Genomic DNA, 21,554 nt, shown 5'->3' with positions numbered 1-21,554 from the left:
AAACGCCAGCAGCCGTATTAGGAGAAAGACGATGGCGAGTACAACGGTAAACGGTGTGGGTTCTGGTATCGACATCCAGGGCATCGTCAAAGCCCTGGTCGACGCCGATCGGGCGCCGAAGCAGACCCAGATCAACACCCAGTCACAGAAAGCGACTACCCAGTTGTCGTCGATCGGCAAGATCCAGTCGGCGCTGGACGCCTTCCGTGGCGCCATCAAGAGCATGACCGACGACAATAGCTTCAGTGGCCTGACCGGCACTTCGTCAAATGAAAAGGTCGCGACCATGACCACCGCTCAGGGCGCTGCCAACGGCAGTTTCAATCTGGTGGTCAATAAACTCGCCCAGCCTTCCAAACTGTCCACGGTCACCCTGGCCGGCGGCGCTTCGACAGTGGTCAACAAGGGCACTGCCGCCACCACCCTGACCATCTCCCAGTCGGGCAAGAAGTTCGACCTGAGCGTGGCGCCGGGCGCAACCCTGCAGCAAGTGCGTGACTCGATCAACACCCAGTTCGGCACCGTCGGGCTCAGTGCCAACATCGTCACCGACTCCACCGGTTCGCGCATGGTGTTGACGTCCACCACGGGCGGGGTCGGCTCGGACCTGACGCTGTCGGGCAACTCGGGTATCGATACCGGCTACAAAGTGATCGATACGCCGCAGAACGCCGAGTACACCATCGATAACGTGCCCTATACATCCAAGACCAACAACATCACCGATGCGGTGAGTGGGGTCAGCATCAAGCTGCTGTCGGTTTCACCTCCCGTGGATACCAAGGACCCGGACGGGCCGAAGGCAACCACGACGATTTCCGTGAGTACCAGCACCGCTGCGCTCAAGTCCGGGGTCAAAGGCTTTGTTGACAGTTATAACGCTTTGCTCAAGGCGATGAATGCCGAAACCAAGGTGACCAAGGACGCGGCGGGTAACTCCGTATCAGCGACCTTGACCGGTGACGCCAACATGCGCTCGCTGCAAAGCGCCTTGCGCGCCGAGTTCAACGCTTTGTCCGGGAACGGCACCATCAAGTCCCTGGCACAATTCGGTATCAGTACCGACTCCGGTACCGGTCTGTTGACGATGGACGACAAGACCTTCGACAAGATCGCGCTCACCAACTCTGCAGATATCAGCAGTATGTTCAGCGGCAAGACCGGGTTGCTGGCACGCATGACCAATGCCACTGAAGGTTATGCCAAAGCGACCACCGGTATCTTCGCGACGCGCACGACCGCTCTCTCCGATAGCCTCAAGACCTTGAGCAAGGACCAGGCGGAACTGGACGTGCATGTGGCGGATCTGCAGGCCAGCCTGACACGCAAATACGCGGCGATGGATTCGCTGGTCGCCCAGTTGCGCCAGCAAAGTAACAACATCATGGGCACGCTCAACGCGTTGAATAACCAGAAAAACACTTGATTTTGAAGCATGTGGAAGCCCGGCCTGTCTGCCGGGCTTTGTTTTTTTCGGGGCCGTCCGGGTTAAAGTTTTCTGCGATCCCGTCGACATATTGGTTACTGAAATCCTTTTCGCTGTCGCCTGTTACGAGGTAGAACCATGAATCCCATGCGCGCCCTTCGCCAATACCAGAAGGTCAATTCCCACGCTCAGATCTCCGAAGCCAGCCCGCATCGCCTTGTGCAGATGCTGATGGAGGGTGGCCTGGACCGCATGGCCCAGGCAAAGGGTGCGCTGGCGCGTGGAGATATTGCGCAAAAGGGCCTGATGCTCGGCAAAGCGGTCGACATCATAATCGGTCTGCGCGACGGTCTGGACGCCGAGAAAAGCGAAACCCCAGGGTATGTCCAACAACTGGAAAGTCTGTACGCATACATGACCAACCGCCTGATGGAAGCCAATCTGCATAACGATGCCGACATGATCGACGAAGTCGCCAAGCTGCTGATCACCGTCAAGGAAGGCTGGGATGCCATCGCTGCACCCCAAGGCGCCGCACAGTAAGGCCACCGGCCTTGAGGAACACGTCATGAGCCACGCACTGCAACGCATAGATGAAACCCGTGAAGCCCTGGTCGACGCACTCGCTGCGCGCAACTGGGACGCCATCGGCGAACTGGACCTGGGCTGTCGCAACGTGATCGATGACGTGCTCAGCCAGGCGCCGGTGGACGAGGATGCGCTGCGGGAAAAGCTGGAGAGTCTGTTGGCGGTTTACCAGCAGCTGCTTGAAGTGACGACCGGCGAGCGCCAGGCGATTTTTGAAGAGATGTCGCAGATCAACCAAGCTAAAAATGCGTCAAAGGTCTACCATCTGTTCGGCTGATAGAGGCTCAGTTGGTCCGAACGGCGCGTCATATATTTGACTGTGCCAGCATTTTTGACTTAACTAGTGTTGTTTTCAGATTTCAGACGTCTAGTAGGTAATAAGTCTTACAGACGTCTTGATTGCCCTCATTCCAGGGCAGGAAGTTTTACTAGGGAAGTTGCTATTGCATGTGGCGTGAAACCAAAATTCTGCTGATCGATGACGATAGCGTCCGCCGCCGCGATTTAGCGGTGATTTTGAATTTTCTCGGTGAAGAAAATTTGCCCTGCGGTAGCCATGATTGGCAGCAGGCGGTCAGCTCGTTGGCCTCGAGCCGTGAAGTCATTTGTGTGCTGATCGGGACGGTAAACACTCCTGGCGCTGTTTTGGGCTTGTTAAAGACACTGTCAACCTGGGATGAGTTCCTTCCTGTGTTGCTGATGGGCGAAATTTCTTCCGTCGACCTGCCGGAAGACCAGCGTCGCCGCGTGCTGTCCACCCTGGAAATGCCGCCCAGCTACAGCAAATTGCTCGATTCCCTGCACCGCGCCCAGGTCTATCGCGAGATGTACGACCAGGCCCGCGAGCGCGGCCGTCACCGTGAGCCCAACCTCTTTCGCAGCCTGGTCGGCACCAGCCGCGCCATCCAGCATGTGCGCCAGATGATGCAGCAAGTGGCCGATACCGACGCCAGTGTGTTGATCCTGGGCGAATCGGGCACCGGCAAGGAAGTGGTCGCGCGCAACCTGCACTATCACTCCAAACGCCGCGACGGACCGTTCGTGCCGGTCAACTGCGGGGCGATCCCGGCAGAGCTGCTGGAAAGCGAATTGTTCGGCCACGAGAAGGGCGCCTTTACCGGGGCGATCACCAGCCGTGCCGGGCGTTTCGAGCTGGCCAACGGCGGCACGCTGTTTCTCGACGAAATCGGCGACATGCCGCTGCCGATGCAAGTCAAATTGCTGCGCGTGCTGCAGGAGCGCACCTTCGAGCGTGTGGGCAGTAACAAGACCCAGAGCGTGGACGTGCGCATCATCGCCGCCACCCACAAGAACCTCGAAAGCATGATCGAGGTCGGCAGCTTCCGCGAAGACCTGTACTACCGCCTCAACGTCTTCCCGATCGAGATGGCGCCGTTGCGTGAGCGCGTGGAAGACATCCCGTTGCTGATGAACGAATTGATTTCGCGCATGGAGCACGAAAAACGCGGCTCCATCCGTTTCAACTCCGCCGCCATCATGTCGCTGTGCCGTCATGGTTGGCCGGGCAACGTGCGCGAGCTGGCCAACCTGGTGGAGCGCATGGCGATCATGCACCCCTACGGTGTGATCGGCGTGGTCGAGTTGCCGAAGAAATTCCGCTACGTCGACGATGAAGACGAGCAGATGGTCGACAGCCTGCGCAGCGACATGGAAGAGCGCGTGGCGATCAACGGCCATACGCCGGACTTCGGTGCCACGGCCATGTTGCCGCCCGAAGGCCTCGACCTGAAAGACTACCTCGGCAACCTGGAGCAAGGCCTGATCCAACAGGCCCTGGACGACGCCAATGGCATCGTCGCCCGTGCCGCCGAGCGCCTGCGCATTCGCCGCACCACCCTGGTGGAGAAGATGCGCAAGTACGGTATGAGCCGCAAAGAAGGGGATGAACAGGCGGATGATTGACGCGTGTTTTTCAGCGCCTTGATTTATAAGTAGATTTTTTTCGGCACGGGTATTGCTACAGCCCTCGCAACGTTCCGTTTAACTGACGGTCAGCCAAGCGAGAGAGCACCATGCCCCACGCCGCCCAACTATCTGCAGCCCCTGCCATCCAGGGGCTGATTTCGCCTGTAGAGCCGCCGACCCGCCAGGGTCTGGAACAGGCGTTCTCGCAGTTCAACCAGATGTCGAGCCAGCTGACCGATTCCTACAGTCTGCTTGAAGCCCGGGTATCCGAGCTCAAAGGCGAACTGGCGGTGGTCAGTGCCCAGCGCATGCAGGAATTGGCCGAGAAAGAACGCCTGGCCAACCGCCTGCAGAACCTGCTCTCGCTGTTGCCCGGTGGCGTGATCGTCATCGACGACCAGGGCCGCGTGCGCGAAGCCAACCCGGCGGCCTGCGACCTGCTCGGCCTGCCGCTGGAAGGCGAGCTGTGGCGCCACGTCATCACCCGTTGCTTCGCGCCGCGTGAAGATGACGGCCACGAAGTGTCCCTCAAGGATGGGCGTCGCCTGTCCATCGCCACCCGGTCCCTGGATGCCGAACCGGGCCAGTTGGTGCTGCTCAACGACCTGACGGAAACCCGTCACCTGCAGGATCAACTGGCGCGCCATGAACGTTTGTCGTCGTTGGGGCGGATGGTCGCTTCCCTGGCGCATCAGATTCGTACGCCGCTGTCGGCGGCATTGATCTACGCCAGTCATTTGACTGATGAGCAATTGCCGGCGGCCACCCACCAGCGTTTTGCCGGACGTCTCAAGGAGCGCCTGCACGAGCTGGAGCACCAGGTGCGCGACATGCTGGTGTTTGCCCGTGGCGAATTGCCGCTGACCGACCGCGTGACCCCGGCCGCGTTGATGCAAGCCCTGCAAGCGGCGGCCGCCACGCATACCGAGGGCGCCAGCCTGCGCTGGCAATGCGACAGCCACCAGGGTGAGGTGCTGTGCAATCGCGACACCCTGGTCGGCGCGCTGCTCAACCTGATCGAAAACGCCACCCAGGCCAGCGGCCCGGGTGCGCGCCTCAAGGTGCACCTGTACCGCCGCGAGCAAACGCTGCGCCTGTGCATCAGCGACAGCGGCAGTGGTATAGCGCCGGCCGTGCTGCAGCGCCTGGGCGAGCCCTTTTTCACCACCAAGACCAACGGCACCGGCCTGGGCCTGACCGTGGTCAAGGCAGTGGCACGTGCGCATCAGGGAGAATTGCAACTGCGTTCCCGGTTGGGGCGCGGCACCTGTGCATTGATGACCTTGCCGCTGTTTTCCAGAGCGGCAAGCGCGGAGTAAAAGGATCATGACTATCAAGGTTTTACTGGTTGAAGACGATCGCGCCCTGCGTGAAGCATTGGCTGACACGCTGCTGTTGGCGGGCCATGACTACCGCGCGGTCGGCTCTGCCGAGGAAGCCTTGGAGGCCGTGGAGCGGGAAACTTTCAGCCTGGTGGTCAGTGATGTGAACATGCCCGGCATGGACGGCCATCAGTTGCTCGGCCTGCTGCGCGCGCGCCAGCCGCAATTGCCGGTGCTGCTGATGACCGCCCATGGCGCCGTGGAGCGGGCCGTGGACGCCATGCGCCAGGGCGCGGCGGATTATCTGGTCAAGCCGTTCGAACCCAAGGCGTTGATCGAACTGGTGGCGCGGCATGCGCTTGGCGTCATGTCGACGGTGGAGGGCGATGGCCCGATTGCCTTCGAGCCGGCCAGCGCGCAGTTGCTGGAACTGGCGGCCCGGGTTGCGCGCAGCGATTCCACCGTATTGATCTCGGGGGAGTCCGGCACCGGCAAGGAAGTGTTGGCGCGTTATATCCACCAGCAATCCAGTCGGGCGCGGCAGCCCTTTATCGCGATCAACTGCGCGGCGATTCCGGACAACATGCTCGAAGCCACCCTGTTCGGCCATGAAAAGGGCTCGTTCACCGGCGCCATCGCGGCCCAAGCCGGCAAGTTCGAGCAGGCCGACGGCGGCACCATTCTGCTCGACGAAATCTCGGAAATGCCCCTGGGCCTGCAAGCCAAATTGCTGCGCGTGTTGCAGGAGCGCGAAGTGGAGCGGGTGGGCGCGCGCAAACCGATCCAGCTGGATATCCGCGTGGTCGCCACCACCAACCGCGACCTGGCCGGCGAAGTGGCGGCAGGGCGCTTTCGCGAAGACTTGTTCTACCGTCTGTCGGTGTTCCCGCTGGCCTGGCGCCCGTTGCGCGAACGCCCGGCGGATATCATTCCCCTGGCCGAGCGCCTGCTGAACAACCACGTCAAAAAAATGAAGCACGCCCAGGCGCGGCTGTCGGCCGAAGCCCAGGCCTGCCTGGTCGCTTATCCATGGCCCGGCAACGTGCGCGAGCTGGACAACGCGATCCAGCGTGCACTGATCCTGCAGCAGGGCGGCTTGATCCAGCCCCAGGATTTCTGCCTGGCCATGGGCAATGGCGTGGCGCCGTTGCCAAGCCTGGCGCCTGCACCGCTCGCCGCCGAAACCGAATCGGCCGGCGCCCTGGGCGATGACCTGCGCCGCCGCGAATTCCAGATGATCATCGACACCCTGCGCGCCGAGCGCGGCCGCCGCAAGGAAGCAGCCGAGCGCCTTGGCATCAGCCCGCGCACCCTGCGCTACAAGCTGGCGCAGATGCGCGACGCCGGGATGGACGTGGAAGCGTACCTGTTCGCCACCTGAATTCCCGGCGATGCCGTTTGTAGGAGCGAGCTTGCTCGCGAAAAACGTCAACGATAACGCGTGCTTCCTGGATGTACGCGGCGTCCATGAGTTTTTCGCGAGCAAGAACTAGGCGTCCCCCTCGCTCCTACAAAAAACGTGCGGTAACAAGGTCGACAAGCTTTGTCGCCTTTTCTTACGAGTTGCTACAGAGCTGGCACCCTTGTTGCACCTCCCCCTGGTAACCGCTGCGTAGTGTCAAAAAATTGCGGGTCGTCGGAGAGAGAAGTTCATGAGCCAGGGTATTGAGTTCAATCGGTTGATGTTGGATATGCGCTCCATGCAAATGGATGCCATGGCTCAGCCGAAATCCGTCGCGCCAGCGCCGGAATTGGGCCAAAGCAGTTTTGCCGACATGCTCGGTCAGGCAATCAATAAAGTCAGTGATACCCAGCAGGCCTCCAGCCAGCTGGCGACGGCGTTCGAGATCGGTAAAAGCGGCGTGGACCTCACCGATGTGATGGTCGCCTCGCAGAAGGCCAGTGTGTCGTTCCAGGCCTTGACCCAAGTGCGTAACAAGCTGGTCCAGGCTTATCAAGACATCATGCAGATGCCGGTTTAAGGGCGAGAGTTAACTCATGGCTGAAGCAATCGACAACGTACCCGCCAAGGTAGACGGCAAACCGCCGCTGTTTGGCCTGTCGTTCCTGGAAAATCTCTCCGAAATGACCATGTTGCGTCAGGTGGGCCTGATGGTCGGCCTGGCTGCCAGCGTGGCGATTGGTTTTGCCGTGGTGCTGTGGTCGCAGCAACCTGATTACCGGCCGCTGTATGGCAGCCTGGCGGGCATGGATTCCAAGCAGATCATGGAAACCCTCGCCGCCGCCGACATCGCCTACACCGTGGAGCCCAACTCCGGCGCCCTGCTGGTCAAGGCCGACGATGTGGCGCGTGCGCGGATGAAACTGGCGGCCGCCGGCGTGACGCCGTCCGACAGCAACATCGGCTTTGAAATCCTCGACAAGGACCAGGGCCTGGGTACCAGCCAGTTCATGGAAGCCACCCGCTACCGTCGCGGCCTGGAAGGCGAACTGGCGCGCACCATCTCCAGCTTGAACAACGTCAAGGGTGCCCGTGTGCACCTGGCCATTCCGAAAAGCTCGGTGTTCGTGCGTGACGAACGCAAGCCCAGCGCCTCGGTACTGGTCGAGCTGTTTTCCGGGCGTTCTCTTGAGCCTGGCCAGGTGCTGGCGATCGTCAACCTGGTGGCCACCAGCGTTCCTGAGCTGAGCAAGTCGCAGATCACCGTAGTCGACCAGAAGGGCAACCTGCTCTCCGACATGGCCGAAAACTCCGCGCTGACCCAGGCCGGCAAGCAGTTCGATTACAGCCGCCGCATGGAAAGCATGCTCACCCAGCGCGTGCACAACATCCTGCAGCCGGTGCTGGGCAACGACCGCTACAAGGCGGAGGTGTCCGCCGACGTGGATTTCAGCGCCGTCGAATCGACATCCGAGCAATTCAACCCGGACCAGCCCGCCCTGCGCAGCGAGCAGTCCACCAGCGAACAACGCACCGCCAGCAATGGTCCGCAAGGCGTGCCGGGTGCTCTGAGCAACCAGCCGCCGGCACCGGCTTCGGCACCGCAAACCACTGGTGGCGCCGCTGCCACCGCTGGCGCGATCGCCGCTGGCCAACCGCTGCTGGACGCCAACGGTCAACAGATCATGGACCCGGCCACCGGCCAGCCGATGCTCGCACCGTACCCGGCGGACAAGCGTAACCAGTCCACCAAGAACTTCGAACTCGACCGTTCCATCAGCCACACCAAGCAGCAGCAGGGCAAGATCAATCGCCTGTCGGTGTCGGTGGTGGTCGATGACCAGGTCAAGGTCAACGCCGCTGACGGCGCCGTTACCCGCGCGCCATGGAGTGCCGATGAATTGGCGCGCTTCACCCGCCTGGTGCAGGACGCCGTCGGTTTTGACGCCAGCCGTGGCGACAGCGTCAGCGTGATCAACATGCCGTTCTCCGCCGAGCGCGGCGAAGTGATCGCCGACCCTGCGTTCTACACCCAGCCGTGGTTCTGGGACATCGTCAAGCAAGTGCTGGGGGTGTTGTTCATCCTGGTGCTGGTGTTCGGCGTGCTGCGCCCGGTGCTCAACAACATCACTGGCGGCAACAAAAAACAACTGGCCCTGGCCGGCGGCGACGTCGAATTGGGCGGCATGGGTGGCCTGGACGGCGAGTTGGCCAACGACCGCGTCAGCCTGGGCGGTCCGCAAAGCATCCTGTTGCCAAGCCCGAGCGAAGGCTATGACGCTCAGTTGAACGCAATCAAGAGTCTGGTGGCAGAAGACCCGGGCCGTGTGGCCCAGGTCGTGAAAGAGTGGATTAACGCTGATGAATGATCGAGTCGCTGTGGCCAAGCTTTCCCGGGTCGACAAAGCCGCCGTGCTGCTGCTGTCGCTGGGCGAAACCGACGCTGCCCAAGTGCTGCGCCACATGGGTCCCAAAGAGGTCCAGCGCGTGGGCGTGGCCATGGCGCAAATGCGCAATGTGCACCGCGAGCAAGTCGAACAGGTGATGAGCGAGTTCGTCGAGATCGTCGGCGACCAGACCAGCCTGGGCGTCGGCTCCGACAGCTACATTCGCAAAATGCTCACCTCGGCTTTGGGCGAAGACAAGGCCAACGGCCTGATCGACCGCATCCTGCTGGGTGGCAACACCAGTGGCCTGGACAGCCTCAAGTGGATGGAGCCGCGCGCGGTCGCTGACGTGATCCGCTACGAGCACCCGCAGATCCAGGCCATCGTCGTCGCCTATCTGGACCCGGATCAGGCCGGTGAAGTGCTCGGCCACTTCGACCATAAAGTGCGCCTGGACATCATCCTGCGCGTGTCCTCGCTGAACACCGTGCAGCCGGCGGCGCTCAAGGAACTCAACACGATTCTGGAGAAACAGTTCTCCGGCAACTCGAACGCCTCGCGCACCACCCTGGGTGGCATCAAGCGGGCGGCCGACATCATGAACTTCCTCGATAGCTCGGTCGAAGGTCAGTTGATGGACTCGATCCGCGAGATCGACGACACCCTGTCCGGCCAGATCGAAGACCTGATGTTCGTGTTCAACAACCTGGCCGATGTCGACGACCGTGGCATCCAGGCGTTGCTGCGCGAAGTGTCGTCCGACGTACTGGTGCTGGCGCTCAAGGGCTCGGACGAGGGCGTCAAGGAAAAGATCTTCAAGAACATGTCCAAGCGCGCCTCCGAATTGCTGCGCGACGACCTCGAAGCCAAGGGCCCGGTGCGCGTCAGCGACGTGGAAACCGCGCAGAAAGAAATCCTCACCATTGCCCGCCGTATGGCCGAAGCCGGAGAAATCGTTCTCGGCGGGAAGGGCGGCGAAGAAATGATTTAAGGCGCCCTGCATGTCGAACAAAGATGAGACGCCCAGCGATCTGATTCGCGCGCGGGATGTCGGCGGGTTCGACATCTGGTCGTTGCCCAGCTTCGACCCCCACGTGCCGCAGCCGGAGCCTGAGCCGGTGGAGGAACCGCCGGCACAGATGGAAGAAGTGCCGCTGGAAGAAGTCCAGCCACTGACCCTTGAAGAATTGGAAGCCATCCGCCAGGAGGCCTACAACGAAGGCTTCACGGCGGGTGAAAAAGATGGCTTTCGCAGCACCACCCTCAAGGTCCGTCAGGAGGCTCAAGAGGCCCTCAGCGTCAAGCTGGGCAGCCTGGAGCGCTTGATGGGCAACCTGTTCGATCCCATCGCCGAACAGGACTCGCAGCTGGAAAAATCCATGGTCGGCCTGCTGCAGCACATCACCCGCCAGGTGATCCAGCGTGAACTGGTGCTTGATTCGAGCCAGATCGAAAGCGTGATGCGCGAAGCCCTCAAGCTGCTGCCCCTGGGCGTGGGCAATGTGCGGCTGTACATCAATCCGCAGGATTTCGAGCAGGTCAAAGCCTTGCGCGAGCGCCATGAAGAAACCTGGCGCATCGTCGAAGACGCCGCGCTGCTGCCTGGCGGTTGCCGCGTCGAGACCGAGCACAGCCGCATCGATGCCACGGTGGAGACCCGCATCAGCCAGATCATGGCCAAGCTGCTCGACCAGTTGCATGAGCAGGCGCTGCACCCGGCCGAGCCTGACCTGAGCGTTGACCTGGACGCCCCCGATGCGCCTTGATCGCACCAGCTTCGCCAAGCGCCTGGACAGCTATGCCGAGGCCACGCAGTTGCCCGGCCAGCCGATCCTCGAAGGGCGCCTGTTGCGCATGGTCGGCCTGACGCTTGAGGCCGAGGGCTTGCGCGCTGCCATGGGCAGCCGCTGCATGGTAATCAACGACGACAGCTACCACCCGGTGCAGGTCGAAGCCGAAGTCATGGGTTTTTCCGGCAACAAGATTTTCCTGATGCCGGTGGGCAGCCTCGCCGGTATCGCTCCGGGTGCCCGTGTGGTGCCCCTGGCCGACACCGGGCGCTTGCCGATGGGCATGAGCATGCTCGGGCGCGTACTCGACGGTGCCGGTCGTCCGCTGGATGGCAAGGGCGGCATGAAGGCCGAGGACTGGGTGCCGATGGACGGCCCCACCATCAACCCGCTCAACCGCAACCCCATCAGCGTGCCGCTGGACGTGGGCATTCGCAGCATCAACGGTTTATTGACGGTCGGTCGCGGCCAGCGCCTGGGCCTGTTCGCCGGTACCGGTGTGGGTAAATCGGTGTTGCTGGGCATGATGACGCGCTTTACCGAGGCCGACATCATTGTGGTCGGGCTGATCGGCGAGCGCGGCCGTGAGGTCAAGGAATTCATCGAGCACAGCCTGGGTGAAGAAGGCCTCAAGCGCTCGGTGGTGGTGGCCTCCCCGGCGGACGATGCCCCGCTGATGCGCCTGCGCGCCGCCATGTACTGCACGCGCATCGCCGAATATTTTCGCGACAAGGGCAAGAATGTCCTGTTGCTGATGGACTCGCTCACCCGTTTCGCCCAGGCCCAGCGTGAAATCGCCCTGGCCATCGGTGAGCCGCCCGCGACGAAGGGCTATCCGCCGTCGGTGTTCGCCAAGCTGCCCAAGCTGGTGGAGCGTGCCGGTAATGCCGAGGCCGGCGGAGGCTCGATCACCGCGTTCTACACGGTGTTGTCCGAAGGCGATGACCAGCAGGATCCGATTGCCGACTCGGCGCGGGGCGTGCTCGACGGGCATATTGTGCTGTCGCGGCGCCTGGCCGAAGAGGGGCACTACCCGGCCATCGATATCGAAGCGTCTATCAGCCGGGTGATGCCGGCGGTGGTCACGCCGGAACACATGGCCCGCGCGCAGTACTTCAAGCAGCTGTGGTCGCGGTATCAGCAGAGCCGCGACCTGATCAGCGTCGGCGCCTACGTGGCCGGTGGCGATCGCGAGACCGACCTGGCCATTGCCCTGCAACCGCAACTGGTGACCTATCTGCGTCAGGGCCTCAACGACAAGATCAGCATGGGCGAAAGCGAAGCGCATCTGCAGTCCATCTTCGCTCCCGCGCCGGGCGGCTAAGCCATGGCCAACAGCCGCGCCGCGCGCCTGGCCCCGGTGGTGGACATGGCCGAAAAGGCCGAAAAAGCCGCCGTGCAGCGCCTGGGGTATTTCCAGGGCCAGGTGCGCCTGGCGGAAAGCAAGCTGGGCGACCTGGAGCGCTTTCGCCTTGAGTACCAACAGCAGTGGATCGAGCGCGGCAGCAAGGGCGTGTCGGGCCAGTGGCTGATGGGGTACCAGGGCTTTCTCAATCAGCTGGAAACCGCCGTCGGCCAGCAGCGCCAGAGCCTTGCCTGGCACCAGAACAACCTCGATAAAGCCCGCGAAAGCTGGCAGGCGGCGTTCGCCCGCGTCGAAGGGTTGCGCAAGCTGGTGCAGCGTTATATCGACGAAGCGCGGGCAATTGAAGACAAACGCGAGCAAAAGTTGCTGGATGAATTGTCCCAACGCCTTCCCCGCCAGGAACAGTTCTAACCAACGCAGCAGGAAAAAATGTGGGAGGGGGCTTGCCCCCGATGGCGGTGTGTCAGTCAAAAGATGCAGTGACTGATACTCGGCAATCGGGACATAGGTATCTACACAACTCAGCAGCGCCCAACCGTAACCACGATGCGAAGCGAGTCGCTCTTGATCTTGATCTGCTTTTGATCCTAGGCGCCCCGTTAAACCACGCTGGCCGAACGCAGGCTTGAATCCGTGGGCAACCCGGCAGGACGCCGGGTTAGCCGCACTGGGCCAGGGATGGCCCATTGCGGCGGCCCACGGATTCAAGCCTGCGTTCGGGCACACCGAGCCTGGGCGAGGTGCCGAGTGGTGGGGCAAGAGCCCTTTGGTTACTTTGGGGCTTTTCCAAAGTGACCCGCCGTCAGGGCGGAACCCTAAGTGGCCGTTACCTAAAGAATGGATATGTACTCGATCTGATCCAACATCCTGGTCGGCCCGGAGGCCGCCATCGGGGGCAAGCCCCCTCCCACATTTGGACCTCGGAGCGTCAGGTAGATACGCGTTAGCTCCCTCGCCACAGGTGCGGTGTCGCACCAAAATTGTGTAGATACCTATGCCCTGATAGCGGTGTGTCAGTCTCAATATTTTTGACTGATGCACCGCAATCAGGGGCAAGCCCCCTCCCACATTTGAACGGCTGTGTTGCTCAGATCGAGTTCGCCTGCTACACCTTGTTGCACAGACCCATGACAAGGAAGCAGTCACATGTCAATCGAGTCAGAAGTATCCCTGGACGGGAAGAAGTTGACGATCTCAATCAAGGGCCGGTTCGATTTCGGCAGCCACCAGGCATTTCGCGATGCCTACGAGCGTTACTACAAGGTGCCCGAGTTGTATGTGGTTGATCTTAAGGAAACCACCTACATGGACAGCTCGGCCCTGGGCATGCTCCTGCTGCTCCGGGACCATGCCGGTGGCGATGAGTCGCAAGTGCACGTCAGCAACAGCAGCCACGACGTGCGCAAAATCCTCGCCATTTCCAATTTCGACAAGTTGTTCGATATATCGTGAGAGTCCTGGCCCCCTTATCCGAGCCGCTGACCATCCTGATTGCCGAAGACAGTGCCGCCGACTTGCTGTTGTTGTCGACCATCGTGCGGCGTCAGGGTCACCATGTGCTCACCGCCACCAATGGCGAGCAGGCCGTTGAGCTGTTTGCGCGCGAGCGTCCGCAGCTGGTATTGATGGACGCGATGATGCCGGTGATGGATGGTTTTCTCGCCGCGCGCTGGATCAAGCAGTTGGCGGGCGAGCAGTTGGTCCCCATCATCTTCCTGACCTCCCTGCGCGAAAGCGCCGCACTGGCCGAGTGCCTGGATGCCGGCGGCGACGATTTTTTGCCCAAGCCCTACAACCAGCTGATCCTGGCCGCCAAGATCAACGCCATGGACCGTCTGCGGCGATTACAGGCCACGGTGCTGCAGCAGCGTGACCAGATCGCCCGGCACAATGATTACCTATTACATGAACAGCGCGCCGCCAAGGCCGTGTTCGACAAGGTCGCGCATTCGGGGTGCATCAACGCGGCGCCGAATATCCGCTACCTGCAATCGCCTTATGCGCTGTTCAATGGGGACCTGTTGCTGGCCGCTTATACGCCGTCCGGCGACATGCACGTGTTGCTCGGCGATTTCACCGGCCATGGTTTGCCGGCGGCCATCGGTGCCATGCCCCTGGCCGAAGTGTTCTATGGCATGACCGCCAAGGGCTATGGGCTGACGCAGACCCTGCGCGAGATGAACGCCAAGCTCAAGCGCATCCTGCCGGTGGACATGTTCTGCTGCGCCACCCTGCTGTGCCTGAGCACCGAGCGGCGCGTGGTGGAGGTGTGGAACGGCGGCATGCCCGAGGGCTATGTGCATGAGGTCGCCACCGGCAAGCGCACGCCGTTGATGTCGCGGCATCTGCCGTTGGGCGTGCTGTCGGCCCAGGCATTCGATGACAGCACCGAAGTCTGGCCAATGGCCCTGGGCGACCGTGTGTTCCTGCTTTCCGACGGGGTGCTGGACACCGCCGATGCCAATGACCAGCTGTTCGGCGCCGAACGTTTGCAGCAGGTGTTTGCCGCCAACCGCGAGCCCGACCGCTTGTTCGAGGAGATCGAGCAGGCGCTGGCGGCCTTTCGCGGTGAGGCACGGGACGACGTCAGCATGGTTGAAATCACTTTGCTGTCCGGCCAACCGGTCCGTGTGGCCGAACCGATGTATTCCGACAGTGGCCAGTCGTGCCCGCTGAATTGGTCGGTGAGTTTCGAATTTCGCGCGCAGACCCTCAGGCGCTACAACCCATTGCCGTATCTGCTGCAATTGCTGTTGGAGGTCCACGGCCTGCGTGAGCAGAGCGGCGCGCTCTACACGGTGATGGCCGAGCTGTATGCCAATGCCCTCGAACATGGCGTACTGGGGCTGGATTCACAGCTCAAGCGCGATGCCGATGGGTTTGCGCAGTACTACCGCCTGCGTAATGAGCGGCTGGCGCACTTGAACAGCGGCCATATCCGGGTGCATGTGCAGGTGTCCCCGACTGCGCAGGGCGGCAAAATGACGCTACGTGTCGAGGACAGCGGACCTGGCTTCGATGTTGACGAGGTGCTGGCGCGGCCGCAGGATGCTGACCGTCTGTCCGGCCGCGGCTTGAACCTGGTGCGTCAACTGAGCGGCGACGTACGCTGGTCCGATGGCGGGCGCTGCGTCTGCGTGGAGTTTTGCTGGAAGGCTCTGGCATAATCCATCAATTCTTGATCAAGGAGCGAGCAAGTGGTTGATCTACATCTGGACCCGGACGTGTTGTCAGGTTTAAAGGAAGTGATGGAGGACGAGTACCCGAAATTGCTGGATACCTTCCTTCATGATTCCCAGGAGCGCGTCACCGCTTTGCGCAAGGCGCGCGACGATGCCAAGGCGCTGGGGCGCATAGCGCATAGCTTCAAGGGCAGCAGTGGCAACCTGGGCGCGGTGCGCCTGGCGCAGTTGTGTCAGCGGTTGGAGCTTGAGTCGGTCGAGCCCGCCTCCAATCTGGGTGCGTTGGTTGATCAGATTGATCTTGAGTTCGCGCTGGTCAAGCCGATGTATGAATCGGAGCGCCAGCGTTTCAGTGCGTGAGCCTTCGCTGCAAACCTGGCCCGACTTTTGCTCTATCTCCTGATACTGCATCCCCGACCCCCATGCAGTGGAGACCTTTACCTATGCCAGTCGCCCCCAATTCGCTCCTTCAGGCTGCCCCTGCGGCCAAGCCTCAAGCGCCTGCCGCCACCCCTGCGGCAGCGGCTGCGGACCCACGGGACAAGGGCCCTGGCTTCGCTCAAGTGTTCGCCAACCAGGGCGCCAAACCGGCGCTGAAAACCGACAGCGCCTCGGGTAAATCGGCGCCTGCAGCGGCGGACGACACCTCTGCCGCCAGCACGCCGGCGCTTGCCGATAGCGGCAATCCCTTGCCTGTCAAGCCGTCCGATACTGACGACGCGGCCGACGACACACCCGCCGACCCGTCCCTGACGCAACAGCCCGCGACGGATGCGCCGGTGGATCCGGCCTTGATCGCCACGGTCACACCCGTCGCCGTCCCGCTGCAAACCCCGGCACCTGCGGTGGCCGTGGAGGACGACACGCCTCAACCGGTGGCTGCCGCCGTCGCCGTGATCAATGAGGCCAAGCCGCCGGCGTTCGACCCCGCAGCCGACCCGCTGGACGCCATGCCTGCCGTGCGCCTGGCGATGGAGCAGGGCGGCCATGTGTCCGCCAGCAGCCAGGCACCGCAGAAAGCGGCGCCCACCACGCCCCAGGATCAACCGACCGCCGCGCAGAATTTCGCGGCCGGCCTGGCCACGATGGTTGACCAGCAAGCCACCAAGGACAGCACCGAGCAGGGCGGCGACAAAGCCTTTGGCGCGCTGATCGATGACGGCCTCAAGGACCTCAAGGACGCCGGCAGCGACACCCGTGTCGACGACTTTGCCAACCGCCTGGCCGCGCTGACCCAGGCCGCCACGCCGAAAACCGCCAACGCCTTGCCACAGGTAGTCAACGCCCCGCTGGCCATGCACCAGAGCGGCTGGACCGAAGAAGTGGTCAACCGCGTAATGTACCTCTCCAGTGCCAGCCTCAAATCGGCCGAAATCCAATTGCAGCCGGCCGAACTGGGGCGCCTGGATATCAAGGTCAACATGACGCCCGACCAGCAGGCTCAAGTGAGTTTCATGAGCGGCCATGCCGTGGTGCGTGAAGCGCTGGAAAGCCAGTCCGGCCGCCTGCGCGAGATGTTCGCCCAGCAAGGCATGGGGCAAGTGGATGTGAACGTGTCCGACCAGTCTCGGGGGCAGGAGCAGCAGCAACAGCAGGGCCAGGCGCGGGGTGTGAGCGCCAGCGCAGGACGCGGTGGCGACAGCGGCGGCCAAGTGGAGGTGGCCGAGGCAGTCGCGCCGGTGACTCAGACAGTGATCGGCTCCAGCGCCGTCGACTACTACGCTTGACCCGAGTCAAATAGAGAACCCGATGTGGGAGGGGGCTTGCCCCCGATAGCAGTGTGTCAGCCAACAAATCTGTTGCTGATACACCACCATCGGGAGCAAGCCCCCTCCCACATTTGATTTGTGTTGTCCTGGTGTCAGACAACTCTGGCATAACACTTGCTCTTGCCTATCCGTAGATCTATGAATCCCCGAATAGTGACGGATTATTGGCATGGCGAAGAGCGACGACGCAGCAACTCCCCCCGCAGGCAAAGGCAAGCTCAAGCTGATCCTGCTGATTGTGCTGGGCCTGCTCCTGGCCATTGGCGCCTCGGTTGGCGGCACCTGGTACATCATGCACAGCAGTGCAAGCAAACCGGCACCCGCCGCCGACACCGCCACTAACGTCAAGCAACCGGCAATCTTCGAACCGATGCTGCCGGCCTTTGTCGCCAACTACAATCAGAACGGTCGCCAACGCTACTTGCAGGTGAGCATCACCTTGCTGGCGCGCAACCAGGCGGACCTGGACGCGCTCAAAGTGCACATGCCGGTGATCCGCAACAACCTGGTGATGCTGTTCTCGGGCCAGAGCTTCGACAGCCTGGCCACGCCGGTGGGCCAGGAAATGCTGCGCCAGAAGGTCACTGCCAGCGTGCAGGAAGTGGCCCAGAAAGAGCTGGGCAAAGTCGTGGTCGAGCAGGCGCTCTTCACTAACTTCGTATTGCAGTAGGATCACGACATGGCCGTGCAAGACCTGCTGTCCCAGGATGAAATCGACGCGCTGCTGCATGGTGTGGACGATGGTCTGGTACAGACCGAAATGGCTGCCGAGCCCGGCAGCGTCAAAAGTTACGACCTGACCAGCCAGGATCGCATCGTCCGTGGACGCATGCCGACCCTGGAAATGATCAACGAACGTTTCGCCCGCTACACCCGCATCAGCATGTTCAATATGCTGCGCCGCTCGGCGGACGTGGCGGTGGGTGGCGTGCAGGTGATGAAGTTCGGTGAATACGTGCACTCGCTGTACGTGCCCACCAGCCTCAACCTGGTCAAGATCAAGCCGTTGCGTGGCACCGCGCTGTTCATCCTTGACGCCAAACTGGTGTTCAAGTTGGTGGACAACTTCTTCGGCGGCGACGGCCGTCACGCCAAGATCGAAGGCCGTGAGTTCACGCCTACCGAACTGCGCGTGGTGCGCATGGTGCTGGAACAGGCCTTCATCGACCTGAAGGAAGCCTGGCAGGCGGTCATGGAAGTCAATTTCGAGTACATCAACTCGGAAGTGAACCCGGCCATGGCCAACATCGTCGGGCCGAGCGAAGCCATTGTGGTCTCCACCTTCCACATTGAACTCGATGGCGGTGGCGGCGACCTGCACGTGACCATGCCGTACTCGATGATCGAGCCGGTGCGCGAAATGCTCGATGCCGGTTTCCAGTCCGACCTCGACGACCAGGACGAACGCTGGGTCAAGGCTCTGCGCGAAGACCTGCTGGACGTCGATGTGCCCCTGAGCGCCACCGTCGCCCGTCGGCAGTTGCGCCTGCGTGACATCCTGCACATGCAGCCGGGGGACGTGATCCCCGTGGAGTTGCCGGAAGAACTGATCATGCGCGCCAACGGCGTGCCGTCGTTCAAGGTCAAGCTCGGCTCTCACAAAGGCAACCTGGCGTTGCAAGTGATCGAACCGATCAACCGCCGCTGATCAACATTCATTTTTGCTACGCCGAGGACAAGTAATGGCTACCGAACACGAAAACACTTCCGCCGAAGACCAGGCCCTGGCTGACGAGTGGGCTGCGGCCCTGGAAGAAACCGGCGATGTCGGCCAGGACGACATCGATGCGCTGCTGGCCGCCGACGCCGCCTCCGCGCCGGCCGGCAAGCGCCTGCAGATGGAAGAATTCGGCGGCGTGCCGAAAAACAACGATCCGGTGAGCCTCGACGGCCCGAACCTGGATGTGATCCTGGATATTCCGGTGTCGATTTCCATGGAAGTGGGCAGCACCGAAATCAACATCCGCAACCTGCTGCAGCTCAACCAGGGCTCGGTGATCGAGCTGGACCGCCTGGCCGGCGAGCCGTTGGACGTGCTGGTCAACGGCACGCTGATCGCCCATGGCGAGGTGGTGGTGGTCAATGAGAAGTTCGGCATCCGTCTGACCGACGTGATCAGCCCGAGCGAACGCATCAAGAAGTTGCGCTGAAATGAAGTACTCGATGGCAGGACTGTGGCTGGCGCTGCCATTGAGCGCGCTGGCGGCCGAGCCGGTCGCGCAAGCGGCGGCGGCCCCTGCGGTCGGCAGCGTCGGCGGGCAGTTGACGCAATTGCTGCTCGGCCTGTTGCTGGTGATCGGCCTGATCTTTGTGCTGGCCTGGCTGATGCGCCGCGTGCAGCGTATCGGCCCGGGCAATGCCCAGGTGATCGAGCTGGTCGGCTCGCGTGCCCTCGGCCCGCGGGACCGGCTGGTGCTGGTGCAGGTGGGCGAGGAGCAGATCCTGCTCGGCATCACCCCCGGGCGCATCACCCCGTTGCACGTACTCAAGACCCCGGTGGACGCGGCCACGACCGGGGCCGCCACACCAGAATTCGCCCAGCGCCTGATGGAATTGCTGGGCAAGGATCAGAAGGATAAGAAGTAATGCGCGTTTTATTGACGCTCATGCTGTTGCTGGCCGCACCGATGGCACTGGGCGCCGATCCGTTGTCGATCCCGGCGATTACCCTGGGCACCAATGCGGCCGGCGCGCAGGAATACTCGGTCAGCCTGCAGATCCTGCTGATCATGACCGCGCTGAGTTTTATCCCGGCGTTCGTCATGCTGATGACCAGCTTTACGCGGATCATCATCGTGTTCTCGATTCTGCGTCAGGCCCTGGGCCTGCAGCAGACGCCGTCGAACCAGATCCTCACCGGCATGGCGCTGTTTTTGACCCTGTTCATCATGGCGCCGGTCTTCGACAAGGTGAACCAGCAAGCCCTGCAGCCTTACCTGGCGGAAAAGCTTACGGCCCAGGACGCGATCGACAAGGCCCAGGGCCCGATCAAGGACTTCATGCTGTCGCAGACCCGCTCCAGCGACCTCGAGTTGTTCATGCGCCTGTCCAAGCGTACCGACATTGCCACCCCGGACCAGGCGCCGCTGACGATTCTGGTGCCCGCCTTCGTCACCTCGGAATTGAAGACCGCGTTCCAGATCGGCTTCATGATTTTCATCCCGTTCCTGATCATCGACCTGGTGGTGGCGAGCGTGCTGATGGCGATGGGCATGATGATGCTGTCGCCGCTGATCATCTCGCTGCCGTTCAAGATCATGCTGTTTGTGCTGGTGGACGGCTGGGCGCTGATTATTGGCACCCTGGCCGGCAGTTTCGGGGGGGTATAGGGCTATGACGCCTGAAGTCGCTGTTGACCTGTTCCGTGAAGCGCTGTGGCTGACCACCCTGATGGTCGCGGTGCTGGTGGTGCCGAGCCTGTTGGTCGGCCTGCTGGTGGCGATGTTCCAGGCCGCCACCCAGATCAACGAACAGACCCTGAGCTTCCTGCCGCGCCTGTTGGTGATGCTGATCACCCTGATCGTCGCCGGCCCGTGGCTGGTGCAAACCTTCATGGAATACATCCTGCAGCTGTACGGCAGTATTCCGCAGTTGATCGGCTGAGTCGATGCAATCCTTATTGGCCCTGACCGACACCCAGATCAGTACCTGGGTGGCCTCGTTCATCCTGCCGATGTTTCGCGTCACGGCCATGTTGATGGCCATGCCGGTGTTCGGCACCACCCTCGTGCCACGGCGTGTGCGTTTGTATTTCGCGGTGGCCATTACGGTCGTGATCGTGCCTGGCCTGCCGCCGATGCCGCCGGTCAATGCCCTTGACCTCAGTGCGCTGCTGCTGATTGCCGAACAGATCCTGATCGGCGCCATGCTGGGCTTTTCCCTGAGCCTGTTCTTCCAGGCGTTTGTGGTGGCCGGGCAAATCATCTCGGTCCAGATGGGCATGGGCTTTGCGTCCATGGTCGACCCCACCAACGGTGTATCGGCGGCGGTGATCGGGCAATTTTTGACCATGTTGGTGACCTTGCTGTTCCTGGCCATGAACGGCCATTTGGTGGCGTTCGAGGTGCTGACCGAAAGCTTCACCACTTTGCCGGTGGGCTCGGGGCTGGTGGTCAACCATTTCTGGGAACTGGTGGGGCGCCTCGGCTGGGTGCTGGGCGCGTCCTTGCTGCTGGTGTTGCCGGCCATCACCGCGCTGCTGGTGGTCAACATCGCGTTTGGCGTGATGACCCGCGCAGCGCCGCAACTGAACATTTTCTCGATCGGCTTCCCTTTGACCCTGGTGATGGGCATGGGGATTTTCTGGATCGGTTTGGCCGACATTCTCAATCAGTATCAACCGCTGGCGACCGACGCCCTGCAGTTCTTACGCGACCTGGCACGGGCGCGCTGAGCC

General features: G+C 61.9%; 23 protein-coding genes. All 23 read left to right on the top strand.

What is annotated here, in order from left to right:
* The first annotated feature begins 31 nt into the window (after positions 1-31).
* Positions 32-1,426 (top strand): flagellar filament capping protein FliD, encoded by a 1,395-nt coding sequence (fliD, locus tag BOP93_RS18865; RefSeq protein ID WP_104504156.1) that lies wholly within the window; start codon positions 32-34, stop codon positions 1,424-1,426.
* Positions 1,427-1,564: 138 nt separating this feature from the next.
* A complete protein-coding gene (gene fliS, locus BOP93_RS18860) occupies positions 1,565-1,969 on the top strand; it encodes a flagellar export chaperone FliS (RefSeq protein ID WP_104504154.1) in 405 nt (134 codons plus the stop codon).
* Positions 1,970-1,994: 25 nt separating this feature from the next.
* Positions 1,995-2,291 carry a flagellar protein FliT gene (locus tag BOP93_RS18855; protein ID WP_065884542.1) on the top strand — a complete coding sequence of 99 codons (297 nt, stop codon included), beginning with the start codon at positions 1,995-1,997 and terminating at the stop codon, positions 2,289-2,291.
* Between the two features lie 170 nt (positions 2,292-2,461).
* Positions 2,462-3,937 carry a sigma-54 dependent transcriptional regulator gene (locus tag BOP93_RS18850; RefSeq protein ID WP_104504152.1) on the top strand — a complete coding sequence of 492 codons (1,476 nt, stop codon included), beginning with the start codon at positions 2,462-2,464 and terminating at the stop codon, positions 3,935-3,937.
* Between the two features lie 110 nt (positions 3,938-4,047).
* A complete protein-coding gene (locus BOP93_RS18845) occupies positions 4,048-5,259 on the top strand; it encodes a sensor histidine kinase (RefSeq protein ID WP_104504150.1) in 1,212 nt (403 codons plus the stop codon).
* A 7-nt stretch (positions 5,260-5,266) separates the two neighbouring features.
* Positions 5,267-6,643, top strand: a complete 1,377-nt coding sequence (locus BOP93_RS18840; RefSeq protein ID WP_104504148.1) for a sigma-54-dependent transcriptional regulator — start codon at positions 5,267-5,269, stop codon at positions 6,641-6,643.
* Positions 6,644-6,914: 271 nt separating this feature from the next.
* On the top strand, positions 6,915-7,244 hold the full coding sequence (fliE, locus tag BOP93_RS18835) for a flagellar hook-basal body complex protein FliE (protein WP_017134937.1): 330 nt from the start codon (positions 6,915-6,917) through the stop codon (positions 7,242-7,244).
* Between the two features lie 16 nt (positions 7,245-7,260).
* Positions 7,261-9,033, top strand: a complete 1,773-nt coding sequence (fliF, locus tag BOP93_RS18830; protein ID WP_104504146.1) for a flagellar basal-body MS-ring/collar protein FliF — start codon at positions 7,261-7,263, stop codon at positions 9,031-9,033.
* Positions 9,026-10,042, top strand: coding sequence for a flagellar motor switch protein FliG (fliG, locus tag BOP93_RS18825; protein ID WP_057721344.1), 1,017 nt, complete (start codon positions 9,026-9,028; stop codon positions 10,040-10,042). Before fliF ends, fliG begins: the two co-directional genes overlap by 8 nt.
* Before the next feature lie 10 nt (positions 10,043-10,052).
* The gene (gene fliH / locus BOP93_RS18820) at positions 10,053-10,817 is read left to right on the top strand and encodes a flagellar assembly protein FliH (RefSeq protein ID WP_104504144.1); all 765 of its coding nucleotides are present in this window, start codon (positions 10,053-10,055) and stop codon (positions 10,815-10,817) included.
* On the top strand, positions 10,807-12,165 hold the full coding sequence (gene fliI, locus BOP93_RS18815) for a flagellar protein export ATPase FliI (protein ID WP_104504142.1): 1,359 nt from the start codon (positions 10,807-10,809) through the stop codon (positions 12,163-12,165). Before fliH ends, fliI begins: the two co-directional genes overlap by 11 nt.
* Before the next feature lie 3 nt (positions 12,166-12,168).
* Positions 12,169-12,618: a flagellar export protein FliJ gene (gene fliJ, locus BOP93_RS18810; RefSeq protein WP_057721347.1), complete on the top strand. Its 450-nt coding sequence runs from the start codon at positions 12,169-12,171 to the stop codon at positions 12,616-12,618.
* A 735-nt stretch (positions 12,619-13,353) separates the two neighbouring features.
* Positions 13,354-13,659, top strand: coding sequence for an STAS domain-containing protein (locus tag BOP93_RS18800; protein ID WP_104504140.1), 306 nt, complete (start codon positions 13,354-13,356; stop codon positions 13,657-13,659).
* Positions 13,656-15,374: an ATP-binding SpoIIE family protein phosphatase gene (locus BOP93_RS18795; RefSeq protein WP_104504138.1), complete on the top strand. Its 1,719-nt coding sequence runs from the start codon at positions 13,656-13,658 to the stop codon at positions 15,372-15,374. The genes BOP93_RS18800 and BOP93_RS18795 overlap by 4 nt, the downstream gene beginning before the upstream one ends.
* A 30-nt stretch (positions 15,375-15,404) precedes the next feature.
* Positions 15,405-15,749 (top strand): Hpt domain-containing protein, encoded by a 345-nt coding sequence (locus BOP93_RS18790; protein ID WP_104504136.1) that lies wholly within the window; start codon positions 15,405-15,407, stop codon positions 15,747-15,749.
* Positions 15,750-15,832: 83 nt separating this feature from the next.
* The gene (locus BOP93_RS18785; RefSeq protein WP_104504134.1) at positions 15,833-17,116 is read left to right on the top strand and encodes a flagellar hook-length control protein FliK; all 1,284 of its coding nucleotides are present in this window, start codon (positions 15,833-15,835) and stop codon (positions 17,114-17,116) included.
* Between the two features lie 211 nt (positions 17,117-17,327).
* Positions 17,328-17,828, top strand: coding sequence for a flagellar basal body-associated protein FliL (gene fliL / locus BOP93_RS18780; RefSeq protein ID WP_104504132.1), 501 nt, complete (start codon positions 17,328-17,330; stop codon positions 17,826-17,828).
* Between the two features lie 9 nt (positions 17,829-17,837).
* Complete coding sequence (gene fliM / locus BOP93_RS18775; protein ID WP_065884557.1) at positions 17,838-18,806, top strand: flagellar motor switch protein FliM; 969 nt, start codon at positions 17,838-17,840, stop codon at positions 18,804-18,806.
* 34 nt (positions 18,807-18,840) lie between these two features.
* Positions 18,841-19,308, top strand: a complete 468-nt coding sequence (gene fliN, locus BOP93_RS18770; protein WP_104504130.1) for a flagellar motor switch protein FliN — start codon at positions 18,841-18,843, stop codon at positions 19,306-19,308.
* Position 19,309: 1 nt separating this feature from the next.
* A complete protein-coding gene (fliO, locus tag BOP93_RS18765; RefSeq protein WP_104504128.1) occupies positions 19,310-19,744 on the top strand; it encodes a flagellar biosynthetic protein FliO in 435 nt (144 codons plus the stop codon).
* Positions 19,744-20,487: a flagellar type III secretion system pore protein FliP gene (gene fliP / locus BOP93_RS18760; RefSeq protein ID WP_003192937.1), complete on the top strand. Its 744-nt coding sequence runs from the start codon at positions 19,744-19,746 to the stop codon at positions 20,485-20,487. Before fliO ends, fliP begins: the two co-directional genes overlap by 1 nt.
* Before the next feature lie 4 nt (positions 20,488-20,491).
* On the top strand, positions 20,492-20,761 hold the full coding sequence (fliQ, locus tag BOP93_RS18755) for a flagellar biosynthesis protein FliQ (RefSeq protein ID WP_057721355.1): 270 nt from the start codon (positions 20,492-20,494) through the stop codon (positions 20,759-20,761).
* Positions 20,762-20,765: 4 nt separating this feature from the next.
* Positions 20,766-21,551, top strand: coding sequence for a flagellar biosynthetic protein FliR (fliR, locus tag BOP93_RS18750; RefSeq protein WP_065884559.1), 786 nt, complete (start codon positions 20,766-20,768; stop codon positions 21,549-21,551).
* The last annotated feature ends 3 nt before the right edge of the window (positions 21,552-21,554 follow it).

Origin of the sequence: Pseudomonas orientalis (assembly GCF_002934065.1) — a bacterium.
Taxonomy (GTDB): domain Bacteria; phylum Pseudomonadota; class Gammaproteobacteria; order Pseudomonadales; family Pseudomonadaceae; genus Aquipseudomonas; species Aquipseudomonas orientalis_A.
The sequence above is the reverse complement of the archived record's forward strand: the minus strand, read 5'-3'. Positions and strand labels throughout refer to the sequence as shown.

Coding starts and splice junctions, on each gene's coding strand:
- fliD (WP_104504156.1), top strand. CDS start 32: ATGGCGAGTACAACGGTAAACGGTGTGGGTTCTGGTATCGACATCCAG.
- fliS (WP_104504154.1), top strand. CDS start 1,565: ATGAATCCCATGCGCGCCCTTCGCCAATACCAGAAGGTCAATTCCCAC.
- BOP93_RS18855 (WP_065884542.1), top strand. CDS start 1,995: ATGAGCCACGCACTGCAACGCATAGATGAAACCCGTGAAGCCCTGGTC.
- BOP93_RS18850 (WP_104504152.1), top strand. CDS start 2,462: ATGTGGCGTGAAACCAAAATTCTGCTGATCGATGACGATAGCGTCCGC.
- BOP93_RS18845 (WP_104504150.1), top strand. CDS start 4,048: ATGCCCCACGCCGCCCAACTATCTGCAGCCCCTGCCATCCAGGGGCTG.
- BOP93_RS18840 (WP_104504148.1), top strand. CDS start 5,267: ATGACTATCAAGGTTTTACTGGTTGAAGACGATCGCGCCCTGCGTGAA.
- fliE (WP_017134937.1), top strand. CDS start 6,915: ATGAGCCAGGGTATTGAGTTCAATCGGTTGATGTTGGATATGCGCTCC.
- fliF (WP_104504146.1), top strand. CDS start 7,261: ATGGCTGAAGCAATCGACAACGTACCCGCCAAGGTAGACGGCAAACCG.
- fliG (WP_057721344.1), top strand. CDS start 9,026: ATGAATGATCGAGTCGCTGTGGCCAAGCTTTCCCGGGTCGACAAAGCC.
- fliH (WP_104504144.1), top strand. CDS start 10,053: ATGTCGAACAAAGATGAGACGCCCAGCGATCTGATTCGCGCGCGGGAT.
- fliI (WP_104504142.1), top strand. CDS start 10,807: ATGCGCCTTGATCGCACCAGCTTCGCCAAGCGCCTGGACAGCTATGCC.
- fliJ (WP_057721347.1), top strand. CDS start 12,169: ATGGCCAACAGCCGCGCCGCGCGCCTGGCCCCGGTGGTGGACATGGCC.
- BOP93_RS18800 (WP_104504140.1), top strand. CDS start 13,354: ATGTCAATCGAGTCAGAAGTATCCCTGGACGGGAAGAAGTTGACGATC.
- BOP93_RS18785 (WP_104504134.1), top strand. CDS start 15,833: ATGCCAGTCGCCCCCAATTCGCTCCTTCAGGCTGCCCCTGCGGCCAAG.
- fliL (WP_104504132.1), top strand. CDS start 17,328: ATGGCGAAGAGCGACGACGCAGCAACTCCCCCCGCAGGCAAAGGCAAG.
- fliM (WP_065884557.1), top strand. CDS start 17,838: ATGGCCGTGCAAGACCTGCTGTCCCAGGATGAAATCGACGCGCTGCTG.
- fliN (WP_104504130.1), top strand. CDS start 18,841: ATGGCTACCGAACACGAAAACACTTCCGCCGAAGACCAGGCCCTGGCT.
- fliO (WP_104504128.1), top strand. CDS start 19,310: ATGAAGTACTCGATGGCAGGACTGTGGCTGGCGCTGCCATTGAGCGCG.
- fliP (WP_003192937.1), top strand. CDS start 19,744: ATGCGCGTTTTATTGACGCTCATGCTGTTGCTGGCCGCACCGATGGCA.
- fliQ (WP_057721355.1), top strand. CDS start 20,492: ATGACGCCTGAAGTCGCTGTTGACCTGTTCCGTGAAGCGCTGTGGCTG.
- fliR (WP_065884559.1), top strand. CDS start 20,766: ATGCAATCCTTATTGGCCCTGACCGACACCCAGATCAGTACCTGGGTG.